We start from the raw sequence: 15,948 nt of genomic DNA, 5'->3' as shown, positions 1-15,948 counted from the left end.
CCTCAGGCAACAGTGGCGGTAACAAAAGAAAAGGGGGCTTTAAAGCCCCCTTTTCTTCGGACCGGAGAGTTCCCGGTCGCTTTGCTGGCGATTAGCCCAGCAGGGAAAGCACGTTCTGCGGTACCTGGTTGGCCTGGGCCAGGACGGAAGTGCCGGCCTGCTGCAGGATCTGCGCGCGGGTCATGTTGGAGACTTCGACAGCGTAGTCGGCGTCTTCAATGCGCGAGCGGGCCGCAGAGAGGTTGGTCTGGTTGGTCTGCAGGTTGGTGATTGCCGACTCGAAGCGGTTCTGGATGGCACCCAGGTCCGAGCGCAGCTCGTCGACGCTTTCCAGGGCGCTGTCCAGAGCCGCCAGCCCGTTGGAGGTGCGGCCGGCGCTCAGGTCGGACAGGCTGATATTGGCGGTGTCGATAGTGAATGCAGCGGTGGTATTGCCGGCGGCAGTGGTGGCATCGCTCGGCTCCAGTGCGATGTAGAAAGTGCCGCTGGCACCGTTGTCCAGGTCGAAGCCCAGTGCCTTCAGGGAGTTGGACTCGGCGGTGGAGTTGGCGGTAATAGTGACTTGGGCGTACCAGTTGCCGGACTGGTCCGTCTGCGCGGTGCCGGTGAAGGCAACGCTACCGGCGGCGACGCCGAGGCGGGACGCCAGGTCGCCGCCAGTGCTTTCGGCGACGGTGGAGTCGACGATGCCGCTGGTGGTGCCGAAAGCGTCCTGTATCTCGGTGGAGGTACCGCCGGTCTGGGCGGTCAGGGTGCCCTGGGGACCGTTGACGTTGAAGCTGTCGAGGTTCAGCGTGCTGGAGGTGACTTCCTGCAGGCTGATGTTGATGCTCTCGCCGTCGTTGGCACCCACCTGGATGGAGAGGGTCTGGTCCTCGGAAAGGACCTTGACGCCGTTGAAGTCGGTCTGCTCGGAGATGCGGTCGATCTCGGTCAGGCGCTGGTCGATTTCGGCCTGGATGGACTTCAGGTCGTCGGGGGAGTTGGTGCCGTTCTGGGATTGAACGGTCAGCTCGCGGATGCGCTGCAGGTTGTCGTTGACCTGATTCAGGGCGCCCTCGGCGGTCTGGGCGACGGAGATGCCGTCGTTGGCGTTGCGCTGTGCCTGGGCGAGGCCGGTGATCTGGCTGCTCATGCGGTTGGCGATAGCCTGGCCGGCGGCGTCGTCCTTGGCGCTGTTGATGCGCAGGCCGGAGGACAGGCGCTCCATGGATGTCTGCAGAGCGCTTTGGGATTTGCCCAGGTTCTGCTGGCCGATCATGGCCGTGATATTGGTGTTGATTACTGACATATCGATGTCCCTAGTTTTTTCACCGTTTGGCGTTGGGTTTCTAGAACAACGGCGCTGGCCGTTACCCAGTCTTTCGGCGAATTTGCGCTTCGCTTTAGGGGCGCAGTGAAAAACTTTTTCCGCCGGCGCGGGGGGCAGGCGGGTGAAGGCCCGCGCTAAAGTCCCACCCCGCCGGGCCGATAGGCAGAAAAAGCGGAGGTTGTTGGGCTTAATCGGCGGCTTCCTTTGTTTTCGACGAGCCACAATGGGCGAGTGCGCTCATTGCGTATCTCTATTCAAGGAAAACACATGGCCAGTATTTCATCCCTTGGTATCGGATCCGGTCTGGATTTGAATAGCCTCCTGGACCAACTGGAGTCCGCGGAGCGACAACAGCTGACCCCAATCGTGCAGCAGCAGAAGAGCTACCTGGCAAAGATCTCCGCTTTCGGCAGGCTGGAAAATGCCCTGGCCAGTTTTCAGGAAGCGGCGGCCAAGCTCGCGGATGCGGAGAGTTTCCAGGCGGTGAAAGCCGATATCAGCGGTGAGTCGCTCGCGGTATCCGCCGACGAGCAGGCCGTGGTGGGAAGCTACGACATCGAGGTGACGCAGATGGCCCGCCGCTACAGCATTGCCTCCGCGGGCCTGGCGGACAAAACCGAGCTGCTCGGGGCCGGCAGTATCGACTTTACGCTGGGCAACGGCGAAAGCTTCAGTGTGTCAATGGACACAAAAGACAGTTCACTGGAGGGAATTCGCGATGCGATCAATGGCGCCGATGCCGGCGTCACTGCTTCGATCGTCAACGACGGCAGCGGCCAGCCCTATCGCCTGGTGCTGTCCTCAAGCGACACCGGCACTGAGGCGGCCATCACCGCGGTGAATTTCACGGGCCTGGGCGGGCAGCTGAGCCTGGATGCGGCCACCGAAGTGCAGGCGCGCAACGCCGAGCTGACCGTCAATGGAATCGCCATCGAAAGCCGGGGCAACCGGGTCGAGGGAGCCATCCAGGGAGTTGTGCTCAATATCGACGACACGGGCAGTGCGACCCTGGATATCAGCCGCGACAGCGAAGCCGTACAGAAGAATGTCGAGACCTTTGTCTCCGCTTACAACGCCCTGCAGAAGACCCTGTCCGAATTGACCGGCTACAACGCCGAAGCCGGCAGTGCGGGCATGCTGTTGGGCAATGCCACGGTGCGCGGCGTGGAGACCCAGCTGCGCAACCTGATGGGAGAGGCCGTGGACGGTGCCGGTTTCAGCACCCTGAGTGACCTGGGCATCAGTCTGCAGCCGGACGGCACGCTGGAGGTGGACGAAGAGGCCCTGGACGACGCGCTTGCGAACAGGCTCGGGGACCTGGCCGGGTTTTTCGCCGGCGCGGTCGATGACTCCGAGGGCTTTGCAAGCCGCGTCGACGCAGCCCTTACCAGCCTGCTGGGGGAGGGAGGCGCGCTGGAAAATGCCACCGGCGGACTAGAGAGCAGTGTTGATGGGCTCGAAGAGCGTTATGAGCGCACCGAGGCCCGGATCGAAGAGACCATCGCCCGCTACCGCTCCCAATTTACCCAGCTCGACAGCCTGATCGCGCAGATGAATTCCACCAGTAGCTACCTGACCCAGCAATTCGAGGCGCTCAGCGTGCAGCTGGATCAATAACGCAGGGAGTAAGTCATTGATGAACATTAACCGAAGCGCGGGCCGCACCCGCGGCGCCGCCGCCTACGCCCGGGTCGGGGTGGAGAGCGACGTGATGTCCGCCAGTCCGCACCATCTGATCACCCTGTTGTTCGACGGCGCCGACACTGCCATCCGCACCGCAGCTGTGCACCTCCGCGATGGCAGCAGGGCGGAAAAGGGCAAGGCCATTTCCAGGGCACTGGACATCGTCAACAAAGGCCTGCTGGCCGCCCTGGACTTTGAACACGGCGGCGATCTGGCCGGGCGCATGGCGTCCCTTTACGACTACATAGCCCGCCTTCTGCTCAGGGCCAACCTGCGCGACGACGCTGCGGCGCTGGAGGAGGCCCGCCGCCTGCTCGGCGAACTAGGGTCCGCCTGGCGGGAAATAAATCCGAAACGGGAGCGGGAGGGGCAATGAAGAGACCCAATGACCAGACGAGGCTGAACTCACCGGAATGGCTCCTGGCCGCCTATGCCAAGCTATTGCAACGCACTTCACGCATGCTGGCCTGTGTGGACGAGAAGGACTGGTTTACCCTCGTTGAGGAGCAGTCCTGCTACGTCATCGAAGTGGAATTCCTTTCCCGGGCCGAAGCCAATCTCGCGCTTAGCGGTGCGCAAAAGGAGCGCAAAGCGGCGCTGCTGGAGCAGATTATCGAGCAGGTCATGGAGATCCGCAGCAGCCTGCTGGCACGCCGGGAGGAGCTTCGGCGTCAGATAGACGTGTCGCAGCGCAAGCGCGACCTTGTCCGCTCCTACGGTGTGCCGCCACTGCTTGACAATAAGAGCCCGTGAGCGGAATTACATCAATCCTCGACACGCTCCTGCACCAGGTATTGGGCAAGAGAGTGGATGTGCCACTGCCACGCGATCTGCCCGAACCGGTACGCGCGATGGCATCGGGTGAGGCGATCCAGCCCGTGCGTAGCGATTCCCGCCTGGACCCGCGAGGGCCTCTGCCGGAGAAGCCTGTTACCGAGGCGAGGTCCAATCCCCGTGGCGCGCCAGCGGCTGTCGCCGCGGGCGCGCTGGAGCGAGGCTCAACACAGACACATTTCAGCGCCGCGGCCCGCACCATCGCCGATCTCCTGGTGCATTATCCGGCGCCGCCACCGGCGATCCGCTCGGCAGCGGCGCTGCTACCGGCCGCCGACGGCGGCAACGCCCCCCGACTGGCGCAATCCCTCCAGGCCAGCGTCAACCGCAGCGGACTCTTCTACGAATCCCACCTGGCCAATTGGTTTCGCGGCGAGTCCGACAACACGCGCTTGGCGCTTGAGCCCCAGATGCGACTGACCCGGGCACTACCCGCGCCAATCGCAGCGGAACTGCGGCGCGCACCAGTGGCTAAACCCCCTGCAAGCCAGGGACTTCCGACGCCCGGGAATCCCCATTCGGAAGCGATGACGAAACAAGTGATCGCAAGCGGCGCCGCCGTCGGCACTGCTGCAAAGGGCCCGGACGCGGGTGGAGGGGCGGAACTGGCATTGCGAATGCCGATCGACCAGGCCGCCAGAGACACACTGCATGGCCTCTTGCGCCATCAACTGGAATTGCTTGTGACGCCGGTGTTGCGCTGGGAAGGCGATATCTGGCCGGGAATCTTCGCGTCCCTGGTTGTGCAGCCGCCGCTGCAAGACGCTCAGCGGGAGTCCCCAGAACGGGAGGCGGCAGATGACGAGGAACAGGGAGAGGAGAGTTGGGAAACCCGTCTCACTATCCGGCTGGGTGGACTCGGGCAAATTGGCGCACGGCTAGATCTGCGAGGAGACCGCCTGGCTATGACCCTGAGCGCCGCCTCGACAGGTGTTGCCGAGTGTATGGCATCCGCAAAAGATGAACTGCGTGACCGGTTGCACGCCCTCGGCGTCGGCGAATGTTCTCTGACAGTGGAGAAAATCGAATGACGGAAGGCAAGCCGCCGCAGAAGCGTCGCCGCGCCGTAGCCCTCGCGTACCGCGACGGGGAGTCAGCGCCGCGGGTCGTGGCGCGCGGTTACGGAGAAATGGCCGATCGCATTGTCGCCGAAGCCCGCCGACAGGGCGTTTTCGTCCACGATGCACCTGAACTGGTGGCAATGCTGATGCAGCTGGATCTGGATGCGCAGATTCCGCCGCGCCTGTACCAGGTGATCGCGGAACTGCTGGTTTGGATGCGGGAATTGGATGCTCAGTTTCCGCCGAGCGGCGCGCAATAGGGGGCTGGTTGGCGACTCTTGTGGAGCGCCTGCGGCGGCGCGGAAACATATAGCTGAAGCACCGCAGTTGTGACAGGAAGTGCCTGGCTGGCTCAGCTGCCACTTATTTGGCGCACTTGTGTCAACAAGAAACTGTGTGACATGAGTCACAAAAGTGATGAATGAATGGTGCCGAATGACAAAAAAGTCGGTTAAGTTCTGAGTGGTATGGTAGTTTACGTGACAAATGAGCGAGGTATCACGATTGGAGTGTGATTTCTGTCACGCTGTTTGCGGCCCGGGCAAGATAAGGCGCGTTCCGGTTGTCAGCCGCGCGAAAGATCTAACCTAAGCAAGCGCGCATCAAAGTCATTTTTTTGCCCGGGAGCCGTGCGAACAGTTCACTTCGAACTGAACGAGGCTCTCACGATTTAAAGAGTCTGTTCTTTCCGTCACTTTGTGGTACTGGCAAGAACGGGGGGATGTTTCCTTTGGGGGGAGACATAGCATTAAGAAAACGTCACGGAATCTTGCCACAGCGGGATTTCGTGCCGACGCAAAATCGACCACAGATGGATAGGTGGAGGTGCAGTAAGCACAGGAGTGGATATCTGCTTCGGCAGTCCTTTTTGTCTGTCGCTGGCGCCGGTGTTTTCGTGCGGTCTCTTGGGGATATTCTGCCCGGCGGTGCTCCGGTTAGCGGATTGCGAACAGGCAGGGGGGCGGGAGTTTACTCTCGTGAATGTGACCGCAGGAGTAATAGCAATAATGAAAACGGAATCTATCATCGACGAAATCCAGGATATCAATCTCACCTATCTGTTGTTGGCCCAACGCCTCCTCAAGGAGGATCACACGACCGCCATGTTCCGTCTGAAAATAGACCAGCCCATGGCTAAAGTCCTCGCATCGTTGACGGCAAAGCAGCTGACCAAACTGGCGCGTACGAATCAATTCCTGTTCCGGTTGCATCTGGACGATGCGGACCAGCTTTGCAAGTTGACTGGAAACACCCGCGTGGGAGGCCTGGGGCAGATCCATACCGCGCTGCTGATGTCCTCGCGAACGGCTTGAGGGGCGCACTCATGTCGGGGAAAAGCCTGGTTGGCGAAATGCAACAGGTGCAGCTCGCCATTGAACTGATCGAACTTAACGCGCGGCTGCAGGTGCTGGAATCCGAGACCGACCTGAGCAGGGCGCGGTTGATCCGGCTGTACAAGGAAGTGCGCGGCATGTCGCCGCCCAAAGGCATGCTGCCGTTCTCTACGGACTGGTTTATCACCTGGTTGCCGAATATTCACTCCTCGCTGTTTTACGGTATCTACAAACGGCTTACCGTGGAGCAGGGCTGTGAACGCATGGAGGGGTTCGTCAAGGCCTACCGGCTGTATCTGGAGCAGGTGGATCTGGACGGCGCGGAACCGGTGCTCGGGCTTACCCGGGCCTGGACGCTGGTGCGCTTTTTCGAAAGCGGTATGTTCGAGTTGTCCGACTGTACCAGTTGCAGCGGTCGCTTCGTCAATCACGCGCATACGCCCAGCCACGACTTCGTCTGTGGTATCTGCCAGCCCCCGTCCCGGGCGGGTAAAACACAGAAGCGCCGGGAGGCAGCGCAAGACGGCGTGGAGCTGCTCGCAGCCGACGGCTGAGCTTCTAATTCTATTGGTGCCTCCGCCCAGCCGACGCTCAGTCGGCGGGGAGGCACCGTCCTCGTGACGGCTTCCGCGCCATTCATCTGCGTACATCTCCTCTCCGTGCGTCAGTCACGACCTGCGCCTTTCCCCATCTGTCACTGCCGACCCTGTGATCTCCTCAATATTGTGCGCTTCTTGCCGATAATTAATTCAGCGGCGACCGATCAGTGGCCGTTGCCGCCAAATACCGCGGCTGGCGTGTCCGACGACTCGCGGATTCTGCCGGCCACTTAAACTGAAAAAGTCGGGCCCGGCACCGGGAAAGCTGCCAAAAGGCACCTTGCCCAGCCGACCCCTCGTTGCCGGACCGGCGACAAGCTGTTGAGTCGATTGTGCGGGCGGCCGGCGGCCGGTTATTTCCGGCATCCGGCGCGAAGGCTATCACACGAGGGCTCGGCACCCGGATCTGTCAATTGTTAGGGAATTCGCTATGAGGTATGGGAGGTACGCAGGCGCCGCACTGTTGTACGTAATCATCGTCCTGCCAGTGCCCACTGGCGGCGCCGCCGACGGCATTTCCGCATCTTCTTCCGCGCGCATTACACTGCGCCTTCCCCCGCGTGCGGTACTGTCCTCCACCGGTGACCCGGGCACCGGCCAGCTGTGCCTCGATCGTATCCCAGCCAATAGCTATTACGTTTCTGTCCGCAACGTGGGCGAGCTAATGCCGAACGAACAGCGCCTGGTCGGTCAGGCGGGTCGCTACTGTATACCGATTGACATGCTCCAAGAGGGCACAATGGTCCTTATAGCGGCAGAGTAACGGTTTCTTGCTGTTCCCGGCGCGGTTAAAATACCGCTTTTCACCATGCCGTCCGAAACGCTATGAAAAGACTTGCCGCCGTTCTGCTGCTATTGCTGGCCCAGCCGGCACTGGCCGCCATGTCCCTCGATAAGATCATTGTGTACCTGGATGACTCCCCCAACGCGCGGGGCGACATTGTCGTCACCAACCCGGACGAGGAAACACTATACCTGCAGACGGAGATCTACCGCGTCGACAATCCAGGGCTGCCCGATGAGAAGCGCCAGCGAGTGGTGGATCCAAAGGAGTTTAAGTTACTGATAAGTCCGTCCAAGGCGGTGCTGAGCAGCGGCGAGCAGAAGCGTTTCCGACTGATGTCGCTGGAACGGGAGCTGGAGAAAGAGAAAGTCTACCGGGTGACCTTCAAACCGGTGGTGGGCGATATCAAGAGCGACCGCACCGCGCTGAAAATTCTTGTGGCCTATCAGGCGCTGATCTTCGTGCAGCCGAAGGATGGCAGTTACAAGCTGGAGACTGAAAAGCAGGATGGCGAGTGGGTGCTGAAAAACAGCGGCAATATCAATGTGGAGGTGGCTGAGGTACAGCACTGCCAGAGCGGGGCGGACTGCCGTCCGCTGGCGCTCAAGGGGCGGCTCTACGCCGGGGCAGCTCTGCCGATCGAAGAGAAGATAGCCGGCGGGCATCTGGAGCTGCTGGCTCGGGGACGGGAGACGCAGAAATTAAGTCTTCCTCTCCGATAACCTTTTGGGGGGTGGCATCTTTACGAAGACGCTGAAACCGGTTACTCCAGTTCCACGGTTAGCGTCAGTGTGTCCGTGTAGGTCGACTCCTCGGCGTTGTCCAGCGCACCGGTCGGGAGGCTGATGACGATGCGCATATTGGAGCCGTTATTGCAGTCCTGTTGGATGTGGCCGCTCCAGATGGCCGGGGTCGGGACGCCTTCGTTGAGTGTTACCGGAGCGCTGGGGGGATGCGTGTCGGCCTCGGCATTGTAGGTGATCCTGTCTCCGGTGTTTTGACCTTGAAACTGAAAGCTGCCGTTGCCGGCCGCACTGTCTGCCTTGATACCGAAGGCCGCGCCTCCCTGGGTAAACACGCAGAAATCCTCACTTTTAGTCATTTCGGCGGGGGCGTTGATCGTCATGTCGTTCAGGCCGCTGATGCGGATATTCGCCGGAACATTCAATTGAATGGCGAACGTAACCGAATCGACCTGGCAGCCATTACTACCGCAATTGCTCTGTTGTTGCAGAGTAAGGTCGAAGGTGCCGGTATAGGTGCCCGCGAGCAGTGGTGCTCCCGCGTTAGGCCCCGTAAGCCAGACGGTAATGTAGGCATTTTCGTGACCAGTTGTTCCCTGAACGGGGCTGGTTGGTGCTCCGGGCAGTAGAGGCAAGTCTGAAGCGGTGGTGCTCGAGTAAGTCAAGTTGATGGGCACCGAACCGTTAATGCCATCGAGCCGGAAAGCGCTTCCAGTGGAAACCGGGCCAGTGACCCCTAGCGTGTAGGAGACGCCTTGCCAGCGGGTGCAAAAAATCCAGATCCATCTGGTGCATTGCCGGCTAACCACTCTGAAGGAAATATTTCCCTGCTCGACATTTCTCCAGTCGAGATCTATTTGTTGGGGTTGGTCGGACAATTCACAGATTTCGGCTGATCCCCAGATGGTGTCGCAAGCTTGCTGGGCTGATGCCGATCCTGAAGCCCCCAAGAGGAGGCCGACCAGAATTAGCGGCGCCAGCAGGCTTCTACCGAAACTCATAGCTCCCTCCGCGCCGCATAATGGCTTCGATTGTCTTCGCACTCCGCATTCGACAAGTCGATATCCCCCAAATTTACCCAGTGCTCCCCGGCACTCTGCTCCGGCAGGGGAACCCGGCAGTCGCCCCAAACCACAGGCGGTACCTGCAGCTTGCGCGGATTGCCGTACATTTCCAGCTGGAAGACGCCGAACTCGTCGGTGACGGCGCTGTGCTCGCCGATGGAGATTTTTCTGTGGGCCACCGGCTCGCCGCCCTGCTTGATTCGCCCCAATACCAATATCAGCTGCTTGATCTGATAGCTGGCGCTGGCGACATTGCCGGGGTAAAGGGTGACCCTGTCCTGCAGCTCCCGGTAGTCGTAGAAGCCGTCCGCCATCGGACGCAGGGTGATGTCGTAGCTTTGGAAAGCAGGGAGGCTGATCGCCGAGCGATCACCGCCTTTTGCATAGCCACGCCGTGCGCCGTCCACCAGGATTTCGAAATTCTGGTCCGGGCTGCCTTCAATATCTACCAACAGGGCGCTGCTCGCGCTCTTTTCCCCGCCCCAGGCGAAGCGGCTGCCGTCGGTCATCAGGGTGGTGTTGAAGTTGCCGAGATAGTTGAAGGAGCGCTGTCCGCTGGCATTCTCCGCGCGGTAGTCCAGTGTGGAGCTGATGGCGCCACGCCGCCCGGCCACGCGGGTGCCGCTGCCCAGATAGTAGCGGTTCTCTGATATCTCCCCCGAGAACTGCTGCGACAGGTCCAGGGGCAGGCGGTTGCCGCCCTGCCAGCTCGAGTTGAACCCCAGGCGCGCGCCGCCGTACTCCACCGGGTTGGTGTCGCCGCGCAAGGTGGCGCTTTGGTTCCAGCTGTCGCCGCGGAAATGGAAGCGGATGCTGGCCGCAGTGAGCTGTTCGCCGTCGGCGTCACTGTGGGATAAAGTCAGTTCCCCCAGCCAGTGGCTATTTCGAAATATATCGCGGCGGTACTCCAGCGTGCTCAGGCGATTGGCGGCGGACACTTCTGGTGCGGCGGGTAAGTCCACTGTGGAGATGTAGACGCCGCGATCCTGTTCCGAGTAGCGCAGCGAAACCTGGCCGCCCAGCAGGCGGCCGTTCAGGCTGACGTTGCGGCTCGAGTAGCCTGTTCCGAGCAGTGAATAACGGCTGTAGTCCGTTGTAGTAGGATCACTTTCCGGGCTCAGGCGGGTGTCGGATGCGCTGAGAGTGAAGTAGGGAGTTTTCAGCAGTGCGTGTATACGATGCCCGCTGCTCCCGTCACGTGCCTGCAGCAGAGAAGGGGACAGCTCCAGGTATTCGCTGATCCAGCGCGCGCCCAGCTCCAGTAGCTGTTCATCCTCTGTGGCTGCGGCGGTAGCGAAGAGGCCGGTGTCATTGAAGAGCCGGCGCGCTATGCCCATTTGCCCGAAATAGTCGTCCCCACGTTCGGGCAGAAAGTTATTTGGCACCAGTTGCGCCGGCTGGCCCGCCTGCAGTGTCCAGCGCCACTCTCCCGGGGCCGGCAACAGCGAATCCTTTGCAAAGAGCCGGCGCTGTTGGCCAAGTGCTCGGCCGCTCTCGTCGAAGGTGAGGATCTCTAGTTCGTAGGCGCCGCCGGGCAGGCTGGAAGAGTCCAGTAGTTGGTTGCCGGCTTCAAGAATCTGGCTGAATACGAGGCGTCCATCCTTGTGAATCTCCACCCGGCCGCGAACCGGCATATTGATCTCCAGTGGCGTGCCCTGCTGGTAGCGGTTGTCGATGCGGCTATTGTTGGAGCTGCGGTATTCCAGTCCGTAGAGATAGGGTGCGGCCAGGAAACTGCTGAAACCGCCCTGGGGCTGTATCAGCCCCAGGGACCAGGCGTGGCCGCGAAAGTCGCGCGCCCAGTTGAGCTGATATGCCTGTCCGTTGCCCTCATCCGTAGCTGACCAGTGGCTGTGCAGGCCGCTCTCACCGAAACTCAGGATTGACTGGCCGAACAGCGAGGCGCTGCGGCCGTCCAAACCGTGGTTCGATTCCACACCGGACCAGCTTCCGTTGAAGCTCTGCATAAACGAAAGGCCGGTGCTGGATTCGGGAAGATACGGGTCGTCGATCGCCGCCTGTTGCGATAACAGATGTGCGGCAAAAAAAAGATCGATGCGGAAGCGACTGTCGTCGTATATCAGCGCAAAGTCTTCCGGCGTGAGATAGCCGCAGTCCCGTTGCCGTATGCTGCGGCAAACTTTATGAGAGTTGCGGGGCTGGGGTTCGCTCAGGAGTGCAAGTACTGCGTCCGCATCTACCGCGGGCGGCAGCAGCTTGAGCACGGCCTCGGGATCTTCGAAGCGAACTGTGGTCGGATCGACCTTTACCAGCGCGGCACCGAGAGAGCGGCTGCCGTAGTAAAGGTCCGCGACCAATTGCTGAGGCTCGGTGAAATCGGCAAAGCCTTCCGGCGCTGCGGTATCCAGCGTAAAGGCCGCGCTGGCGGCGAGCCCGGTGGTACTTCGGGCGCACAGCGCCAGCGCGAGTATGGCTCCCGCTACTATGCGATTCATGGAGGGAAGGGCCGGGCCTGAGGTCCGGCCACAGGGCTATCAGATGGCTTCCACCATCACGGTGAGGGTGTCGGTAAAGCTTTTACCCTGCACATCCTGCCAATCAGAGGCACTGACGCCTACGAACAGGGTGGCGTTCTCAGTGCCGCCCAGGCAACTGGCGGCGGTGGCAGCGCGCGCGAAGTTGGAGCTCAAAGAGCCGTCGGAGCTGGTTTCGTTCGCGGCGCTCGCCGAGGCACTGTTGGCGAAGCCGACGGAGTAGGGGATGGTTTCGGAAGTCGAAGAGTCCAACAACAGGAAGGGATCTGTACCATTGGGCGTATTCACATCCGCGTTGCCGTTCAGGCTGCCGAAAGACACATTGAAATTGGTAAAACCGAAGCCGCCAATACAGATATTGTCCGTTTCGGTGGCATTGGTGTTGGCGGCGTTGATGGTCATATCCTCAAAGCCGGTCACGATGATGTGTGGTTCGAGTATCAGATTGATATCGAAGCTTCCCGTTGACGAGCCGGCGCTGGCTGCGGTGGGATTAACCGGAGTGGCTGTCGTGCTCAAAGATGCGGCGACCAGAGTAGCGCCCAGCAGCGAGCGAAGTACATTTTTTTTCATGGCAAATCTTCCTGGGACCATAGAATCTTTTTTGGTTGTAAGAGACGAACTTGCAGGCAAAAACCTTACAGCGACTAACGACATTGGTATGGTCAAGGCCTTCCATGCATTTGGCGACGATATTACTTTTTTCGTGACGGAAGTCACGCTTTGTGCGGAAAATATTTTGTCACATGCTGTCACTTGTGCTTAAAAGGCATGTTGCGCCAAATAGTCAGGTTCCAGGCTGTCTCTGTGCCCGGAGCCCCGCCGGCGCTATAATCTCGCGCCTCCGCACTAGCTAACTTGACCCAAATCAACCCCAGCCAGGTTTGCCATGACCACCGTAAGAACCCGAATCGCACCTTCCCCCACCGGCGACCCCCATGTGGGCACCGCCTATATCGCCCTGTTCAACCAGTGTTTCGCCCGCGCCCAGGGCGGCCAGTTTATTCTGCGGATCGAGGATACCGACCAGCAGCGCAGCACGCCGGAGTCGGAGCAGGCCATCCTCGACAGCCTGCGCTGGCTGGGGCTGGACTGGGCGGAGGGGCCGGACGTGGGCGGCCCGCACGGGCCCTACCGCCAGAGCGAGCGCGGCCACATCTATAAGCAGTACTGCGACGAACTGGTGGAGAAGGGCCACGCCTTCCACTGCTACCGCACCGCCGAAGAGCTGGAGGAACTGCGCGAACAGCTGCGCGAGGCCGGCCGCACCGCGCTGAAGCCGAGCGACCTGGCCCTGCCGCAGGCCGAATTCGAGCAGCGCCGCGCCGCCGGCGAGCCCTATGTAGTGCGCATGAATGTGCCGGAGAGCGGCACCTGTGTGGTGGACGACCTGCTGCGCGGCCCGATCGAGATCGACTGGGGTCAGGTCGACGCGCAGATCCTGCTCAAGTCCGACGGCATGCCCACCTACCACCTGGCCAACGTGGTGGACGATCACCTGATGGAGATCACCCATGTACTGCGCGGCGAGGAGTGGATCAACTCCGCGCCCAAGCACAAGCTGCTGTACGAGTACTTCGGCTGGCAGATGCCGGTGCTCTGCCACCTGCCGCTGCTGCGCAACCCGGACAAGACCAAGCTGTCGAAGCGCAAGAACCCCACGTCCATCCTCTATTACCAGCGCGCCGGCTTTATGCCCGAGGCGCTGCTGAACTACCTGGGGCGCATGGGCTGGTCCATGCCGGACGAGCGCGAGAAGTTCTCCCTGGACGAGATGCTCGAGCACTTCGACATCCACCGCGTGTCCCTCGGCGGCCCGGTGTTCGACGTGGAGAAACTGTCCTGGCTGAACGGCCTGTGGATCCGCGAGCTGGAAAACGAGCAGCTGGCGGACCGCCTCACGGGCTGGCTGCTCAACCGCGACAACCTGCTCAAGGTGCTGCCCCATGCCCGCGAGCGCATGGAGACCTTCGGCGACTTCGCGCCGCTGGTCAGCTTCCTCGCCGCCGGCAGCCTGGCGCTGACCGAGGCCAGCTTCGCCGACAACAAGCTGGAGCTGGAAGAGCAGAAAAAGCTGCTGCAGTTCACCCTCTGGCGCCTGGAGGCCCTGCGCAGCTGGGACCGCGACAGCATCTTCCAAACGGTCAAGGCCCTGGCGACGGCGATGGATATCAAGCTCAAGGACTTCAACGCCCCGCTGTTCGTCGCCATCAGCGGCACCACGGCGTCCTTCTCGGTAATGGACGCGATGGTACTGCTCGGCCCGGACCTCAGCCGCGCGCGCCTGCGCCAGGCGGTGGAGGTGCTGGGCGGCGCCGGCAAGAAGGTGCTGAAGCGCTGGGAGAAGGAATACGCCGAGCTCGGCTAATCGGCGATCGGCGTTGCTCTTCACAGTTCGGGCGGCCATCTGGCCGCCCGAATGCGTTATGGGCCAGCTAGCTGCCAACAGGCCCCAAATGCGCCACATATCCGCCAAAAATGCGCGCAGACACCAAATGCCAAAGCCCTTCGGCCGCGAGGTGGATAAGTGCGCATAAAATCTCGCGCTACCAAACTCCTCTGCTAGATTGAGATTCGCATCGCAATTCTTGTGTCGATGAATTTGAATACCAATAAGGCGGAGCGACGAAGCAAAAAATGCGTGCCGATCGACACCTGCCAGTCCCATTTCTGTCCAACTTCGTCCGTGCTGACAGCACATCCTCATCGACCCGGCGGCAAGTGAGCCGGGCCGGAATAAATCCATCCAGTTTTGTGGGAACAGAAGAATGTCTATTGTGAAAAAAGCGGTAATCCCCGTCGCCGGCCTGGGCACCCGCATGCTGCCCGCCACCAAGGCCATCCCCAAGGAAATGCTGCCCGTCGTGGACAAGCCGCTGATCCAGTATGTGGTCAGTGAGGCGGTTGCCGCCGGCATCAAAGAGATAGTGCTGGTCACCCACGCCAGCAAGAATGCCATCGAAAACCACTTCGACACCTCCTTCGAGCTGGAGGCCCAGCTGGAGAAGCGCCTCAAGCGCCAGCTGCTCGATGAGGTCCGCTCGATAGTCCCGCAGGACGTCACGGTCATTTCCGTGCGCCAGGCCGAGGCCCGCGGGCTGGGGCACGCCATCTCCTGTGCCCGCCCGGTAGTGGGCGACAATCCCTTTGCGGTGCTGCTGCCGGATGTGCTGATCGACCAGTACGCCGCAAACCTGAGTGCGGCCAACCTCGCCGCGATGGTACAGAACTTCCGGCGCGCCCAGCGCGGCCAGATCATGGTGGAGCCGGTGGCCTGGGAGGATGTGCACAAGTACGGCGTGGTGGATTGTCTGGGTGTCGACCTGCAGAGCGGCGGCGCCGCCAGAATCGACAGCATGGTGGAAAAGCCCAGCGTCGATGCCGCCCCCTCCAATATGGCGGTGGTGGGCCGCTATGTATTGCCGGCGGAGATCTGGAGCCTGCTCGAAATGACCCAACCCGGCGCCGGCGGCGAGATCCAGCTCACGGATGCCATCGACGAGCTGCTGCAGATGCAGACTGTCGAGGCCTACCGCATCGTCGGCCACAGCCACGACTGCGGCAGCAAGTTTGGCTATATGAAGGCACAACTGGAATACGGCCTTCACCACCCCGAAGTGGGCAGCCGCCTGCGGGAGTACCTGGGCGCACTGGAGCAGCGGGCCGCCGCCGTCGCCTAAGTCGAGGAAAAACGTGACTGAAGCAGGGTTCCGGGACGGTTTTAGCTGACCCGGCAGGGCTGTGACCTGGCAGCCTAACTTATTGATTAAAAAGTTGTTTCTTCTGGTTGACAGCCCGGCGAGTACTGTTAAAATGCGCCCCGCTTTCGACGGAAAGCAAACAATTTGGGGCTATAGCTCAGCTGGGAGAGCGCAACACTGGCAGTGTTGAGGTCAGCGGTTCGATCCCGCTTAGCTCCACCAAATACTAAAAAGGCCGCACCCGCAAGGGGGCGGCCTTTTTAGTATTTGGTGGAGCGAATTGGAAGCGAGGCCAAGCCCCGGTTCCAAGGCACCGCAAAGCGGTGCCGCAGAGCGCC

At 61.1% G+C, this 15,948-nt stretch carries 14 protein-coding genes and 1 tRNA gene; 11 read left to right on the top strand and 4 right to left on the bottom strand.

Translation table 11 applies throughout. The annotated features are described in order from the left end of the window. Positions 1-91: 91 nt before the first annotated feature. Positions 92-1,291 carry a FliC/FljB family flagellin gene (locus tag RRF64_RS14960; protein WP_323846720.1) on the bottom strand — a complete coding sequence of 400 codons (1,200 nt, stop codon included), beginning with the start codon at positions 1,289-1,291 and terminating at the stop codon, positions 92-94. 288 nt (positions 1,292-1,579) lie between these two features. Here RRF64_RS14960 and fliD point away from each other — a divergent pair, with 288 nt between their 5' ends. The 8 genes from fliD to RRF64_RS14920 all read left to right on the top strand — a co-directional run bounded on the left by fliD (position 1,580) and on the right by RRF64_RS14920 (position 8,329). Then, positions 1,580-2,929: a flagellar filament capping protein FliD gene (gene fliD / locus RRF64_RS14955; protein ID WP_323846719.1), complete on the top strand. Its 1,350-nt coding sequence runs from the start codon at positions 1,580-1,582 to the stop codon at positions 2,927-2,929. A 19-nt stretch (positions 2,930-2,948) separates the two neighbouring features. Continuing rightward, on the top strand, positions 2,949-3,371 hold the full coding sequence (fliS, locus tag RRF64_RS14950; RefSeq protein WP_323846718.1) for a flagellar export chaperone FliS: 423 nt from the start codon (positions 2,949-2,951) through the stop codon (positions 3,369-3,371). Beyond that, the gene (locus RRF64_RS14945; protein ID WP_323846717.1) at positions 3,368-3,748 is read left to right on the top strand and encodes a flagellar protein FliT; all 381 of its coding nucleotides are present in this window, start codon (positions 3,368-3,370) and stop codon (positions 3,746-3,748) included. The genes fliS and RRF64_RS14945 overlap by 4 nt, the downstream gene beginning before the upstream one ends. Continuing rightward, a complete protein-coding gene (fliK, locus tag RRF64_RS14940; RefSeq protein ID WP_323846716.1) occupies positions 3,745-4,860 on the top strand; it encodes a flagellar hook-length control protein FliK in 1,116 nt (371 codons plus the stop codon). Before RRF64_RS14945 ends, fliK begins: the two co-directional genes overlap by 4 nt. Next, a complete protein-coding gene (locus RRF64_RS14935) occupies positions 4,857-5,150 on the top strand; it encodes an EscU/YscU/HrcU family type III secretion system export apparatus switch protein (RefSeq protein WP_323846715.1) in 294 nt (97 codons plus the stop codon). Before fliK ends, RRF64_RS14935 begins: the two co-directional genes overlap by 4 nt. A gap of 747 nt (positions 5,151-5,897) precedes the next feature. Then, positions 5,898-6,203 (top strand): flagellar transcriptional regulator FlhD, encoded by a 306-nt coding sequence (gene flhD / locus RRF64_RS14930; RefSeq protein ID WP_323846714.1) that lies wholly within the window; start codon positions 5,898-5,900, stop codon positions 6,201-6,203. Between the two features lie 11 nt (positions 6,204-6,214). Next, the gene (gene flhC, locus RRF64_RS14925) at positions 6,215-6,778 is read left to right on the top strand and encodes a flagellar transcriptional regulator FlhC (protein ID WP_323846713.1); all 564 of its coding nucleotides are present in this window, start codon (positions 6,215-6,217) and stop codon (positions 6,776-6,778) included. 870 nt (positions 6,779-7,648) lie between these two features. Then, positions 7,649-8,329 (top strand): fimbria/pilus periplasmic chaperone, encoded by a 681-nt coding sequence (locus RRF64_RS14920; RefSeq protein ID WP_323846712.1) that lies wholly within the window; start codon positions 7,649-7,651, stop codon positions 8,327-8,329. Positions 8,330-8,370: 41 nt separating this feature from the next. On the opposite strand, the gene RRF64_RS14915 is transcribed toward RRF64_RS14920, so the two are convergent. Genes RRF64_RS14915 through RRF64_RS14905 form a run of 3 tightly spaced genes read right to left on the bottom strand, consistent with a single transcriptional unit; the run spans position 8,371 to position 12,482 of the window. After that, the gene (locus tag RRF64_RS14915; protein WP_323846711.1) at positions 8,371-9,351 is read right to left on the bottom strand and encodes a hypothetical protein; all 981 of its coding nucleotides are present in this window, start codon (positions 9,349-9,351) and stop codon (positions 8,371-8,373) included. Next, positions 9,348-11,870, bottom strand: a complete 2,523-nt coding sequence (locus RRF64_RS14910) for a TcfC E-set like domain-containing protein (RefSeq protein WP_323846710.1) — start codon at positions 11,868-11,870, stop codon at positions 9,348-9,350. The genes RRF64_RS14915 and RRF64_RS14910 overlap by 4 nt, the downstream gene beginning before the upstream one ends. Before the next feature lie 39 nt (positions 11,871-11,909). Continuing rightward, positions 11,910-12,482 (bottom strand): hypothetical protein, encoded by a 573-nt coding sequence (locus tag RRF64_RS14905; protein WP_323846709.1) that lies wholly within the window; start codon positions 12,480-12,482, stop codon positions 11,910-11,912. A 316-nt stretch (positions 12,483-12,798) separates the two neighbouring features. Here RRF64_RS14905 and gltX point away from each other — a divergent pair, with 316 nt between their 5' ends. The 3 genes from gltX to RRF64_RS14890 all read left to right on the top strand — a co-directional run bounded on the left by gltX (position 12,799) and on the right by RRF64_RS14890 (position 15,832). Then, positions 12,799-14,277 (top strand): glutamate--tRNA ligase, encoded by a 1,479-nt coding sequence (gltX, locus tag RRF64_RS14900; protein WP_323846708.1) that lies wholly within the window; start codon positions 12,799-12,801, stop codon positions 14,275-14,277. A gap of 400 nt (positions 14,278-14,677) precedes the next feature. Further along, positions 14,678-15,589, top strand: coding sequence for a UTP--glucose-1-phosphate uridylyltransferase GalU (gene galU / locus RRF64_RS14895; protein ID WP_323846707.1), 912 nt, complete (start codon positions 14,678-14,680; stop codon positions 15,587-15,589). A 167-nt stretch (positions 15,590-15,756) separates the two neighbouring features. Next, a tRNA-Ala gene (locus RRF64_RS14890) sits at positions 15,757-15,832 on the top strand. The last annotated feature ends 116 nt before the right edge of the window (positions 15,833-15,948 follow it).

Origin of the sequence: Microbulbifer magnicolonia (assembly GCF_035117725.1) — a bacterium.
In the GTDB taxonomy this organism is placed as follows: Bacteria; Pseudomonadota; Gammaproteobacteria; order Pseudomonadales; family Cellvibrionaceae; genus Microbulbifer; species Microbulbifer magnicolonia.
The sequence above is the reverse complement of the archived record's forward strand: the minus strand, read 5'-3'. Positions and strand labels throughout refer to the sequence as shown.

Excerpts from the sequence above, each read along its gene's own strand:
- RRF64_RS14960 (WP_323846720.1), bottom strand. The coding sequence starts at position 1,291 with ATGTCAGTAATCAACACCAATATCACGGCCATGATCGGCCAGCAGAAC.
- fliD (WP_323846719.1), top strand. The coding sequence starts at position 1,580 with ATGGCCAGTATTTCATCCCTTGGTATCGGATCCGGTCTGGATTTGAAT.
- fliS (WP_323846718.1), top strand. The coding sequence starts at position 2,949 with ATGAACATTAACCGAAGCGCGGGCCGCACCCGCGGCGCCGCCGCCTAC.
- RRF64_RS14945 (WP_323846717.1), top strand. The coding sequence starts at position 3,368 with ATGAAGAGACCCAATGACCAGACGAGGCTGAACTCACCGGAATGGCTC.
- RRF64_RS14935 (WP_323846715.1), top strand. The coding sequence starts at position 4,857 with ATGACGGAAGGCAAGCCGCCGCAGAAGCGTCGCCGCGCCGTAGCCCTC.
- flhD (WP_323846714.1), top strand. The coding sequence starts at position 5,898 with ATGAAAACGGAATCTATCATCGACGAAATCCAGGATATCAATCTCACC.
- flhC (WP_323846713.1), top strand. The coding sequence starts at position 6,215 with ATGTCGGGGAAAAGCCTGGTTGGCGAAATGCAACAGGTGCAGCTCGCC.
- RRF64_RS14920 (WP_323846712.1), top strand. The coding sequence starts at position 7,649 with ATGAAAAGACTTGCCGCCGTTCTGCTGCTATTGCTGGCCCAGCCGGCA.
- RRF64_RS14915 (WP_323846711.1), bottom strand. The coding sequence starts at position 9,351 with ATGAGTTTCGGTAGAAGCCTGCTGGCGCCGCTAATTCTGGTCGGCCTC.
- RRF64_RS14910 (WP_323846710.1), bottom strand. The coding sequence starts at position 11,870 with ATGAATCGCATAGTAGCGGGAGCCATACTCGCGCTGGCGCTGTGCGCC.
- RRF64_RS14905 (WP_323846709.1), bottom strand. The coding sequence starts at position 12,482 with ATGAAAAAAAATGTACTTCGCTCGCTGCTGGGCGCTACTCTGGTCGCC.
- gltX (WP_323846708.1), top strand. The coding sequence starts at position 12,799 with ATGACCACCGTAAGAACCCGAATCGCACCTTCCCCCACCGGCGACCCC.
- galU (WP_323846707.1), top strand. The coding sequence starts at position 14,678 with ATGTCTATTGTGAAAAAAGCGGTAATCCCCGTCGCCGGCCTGGGCACC.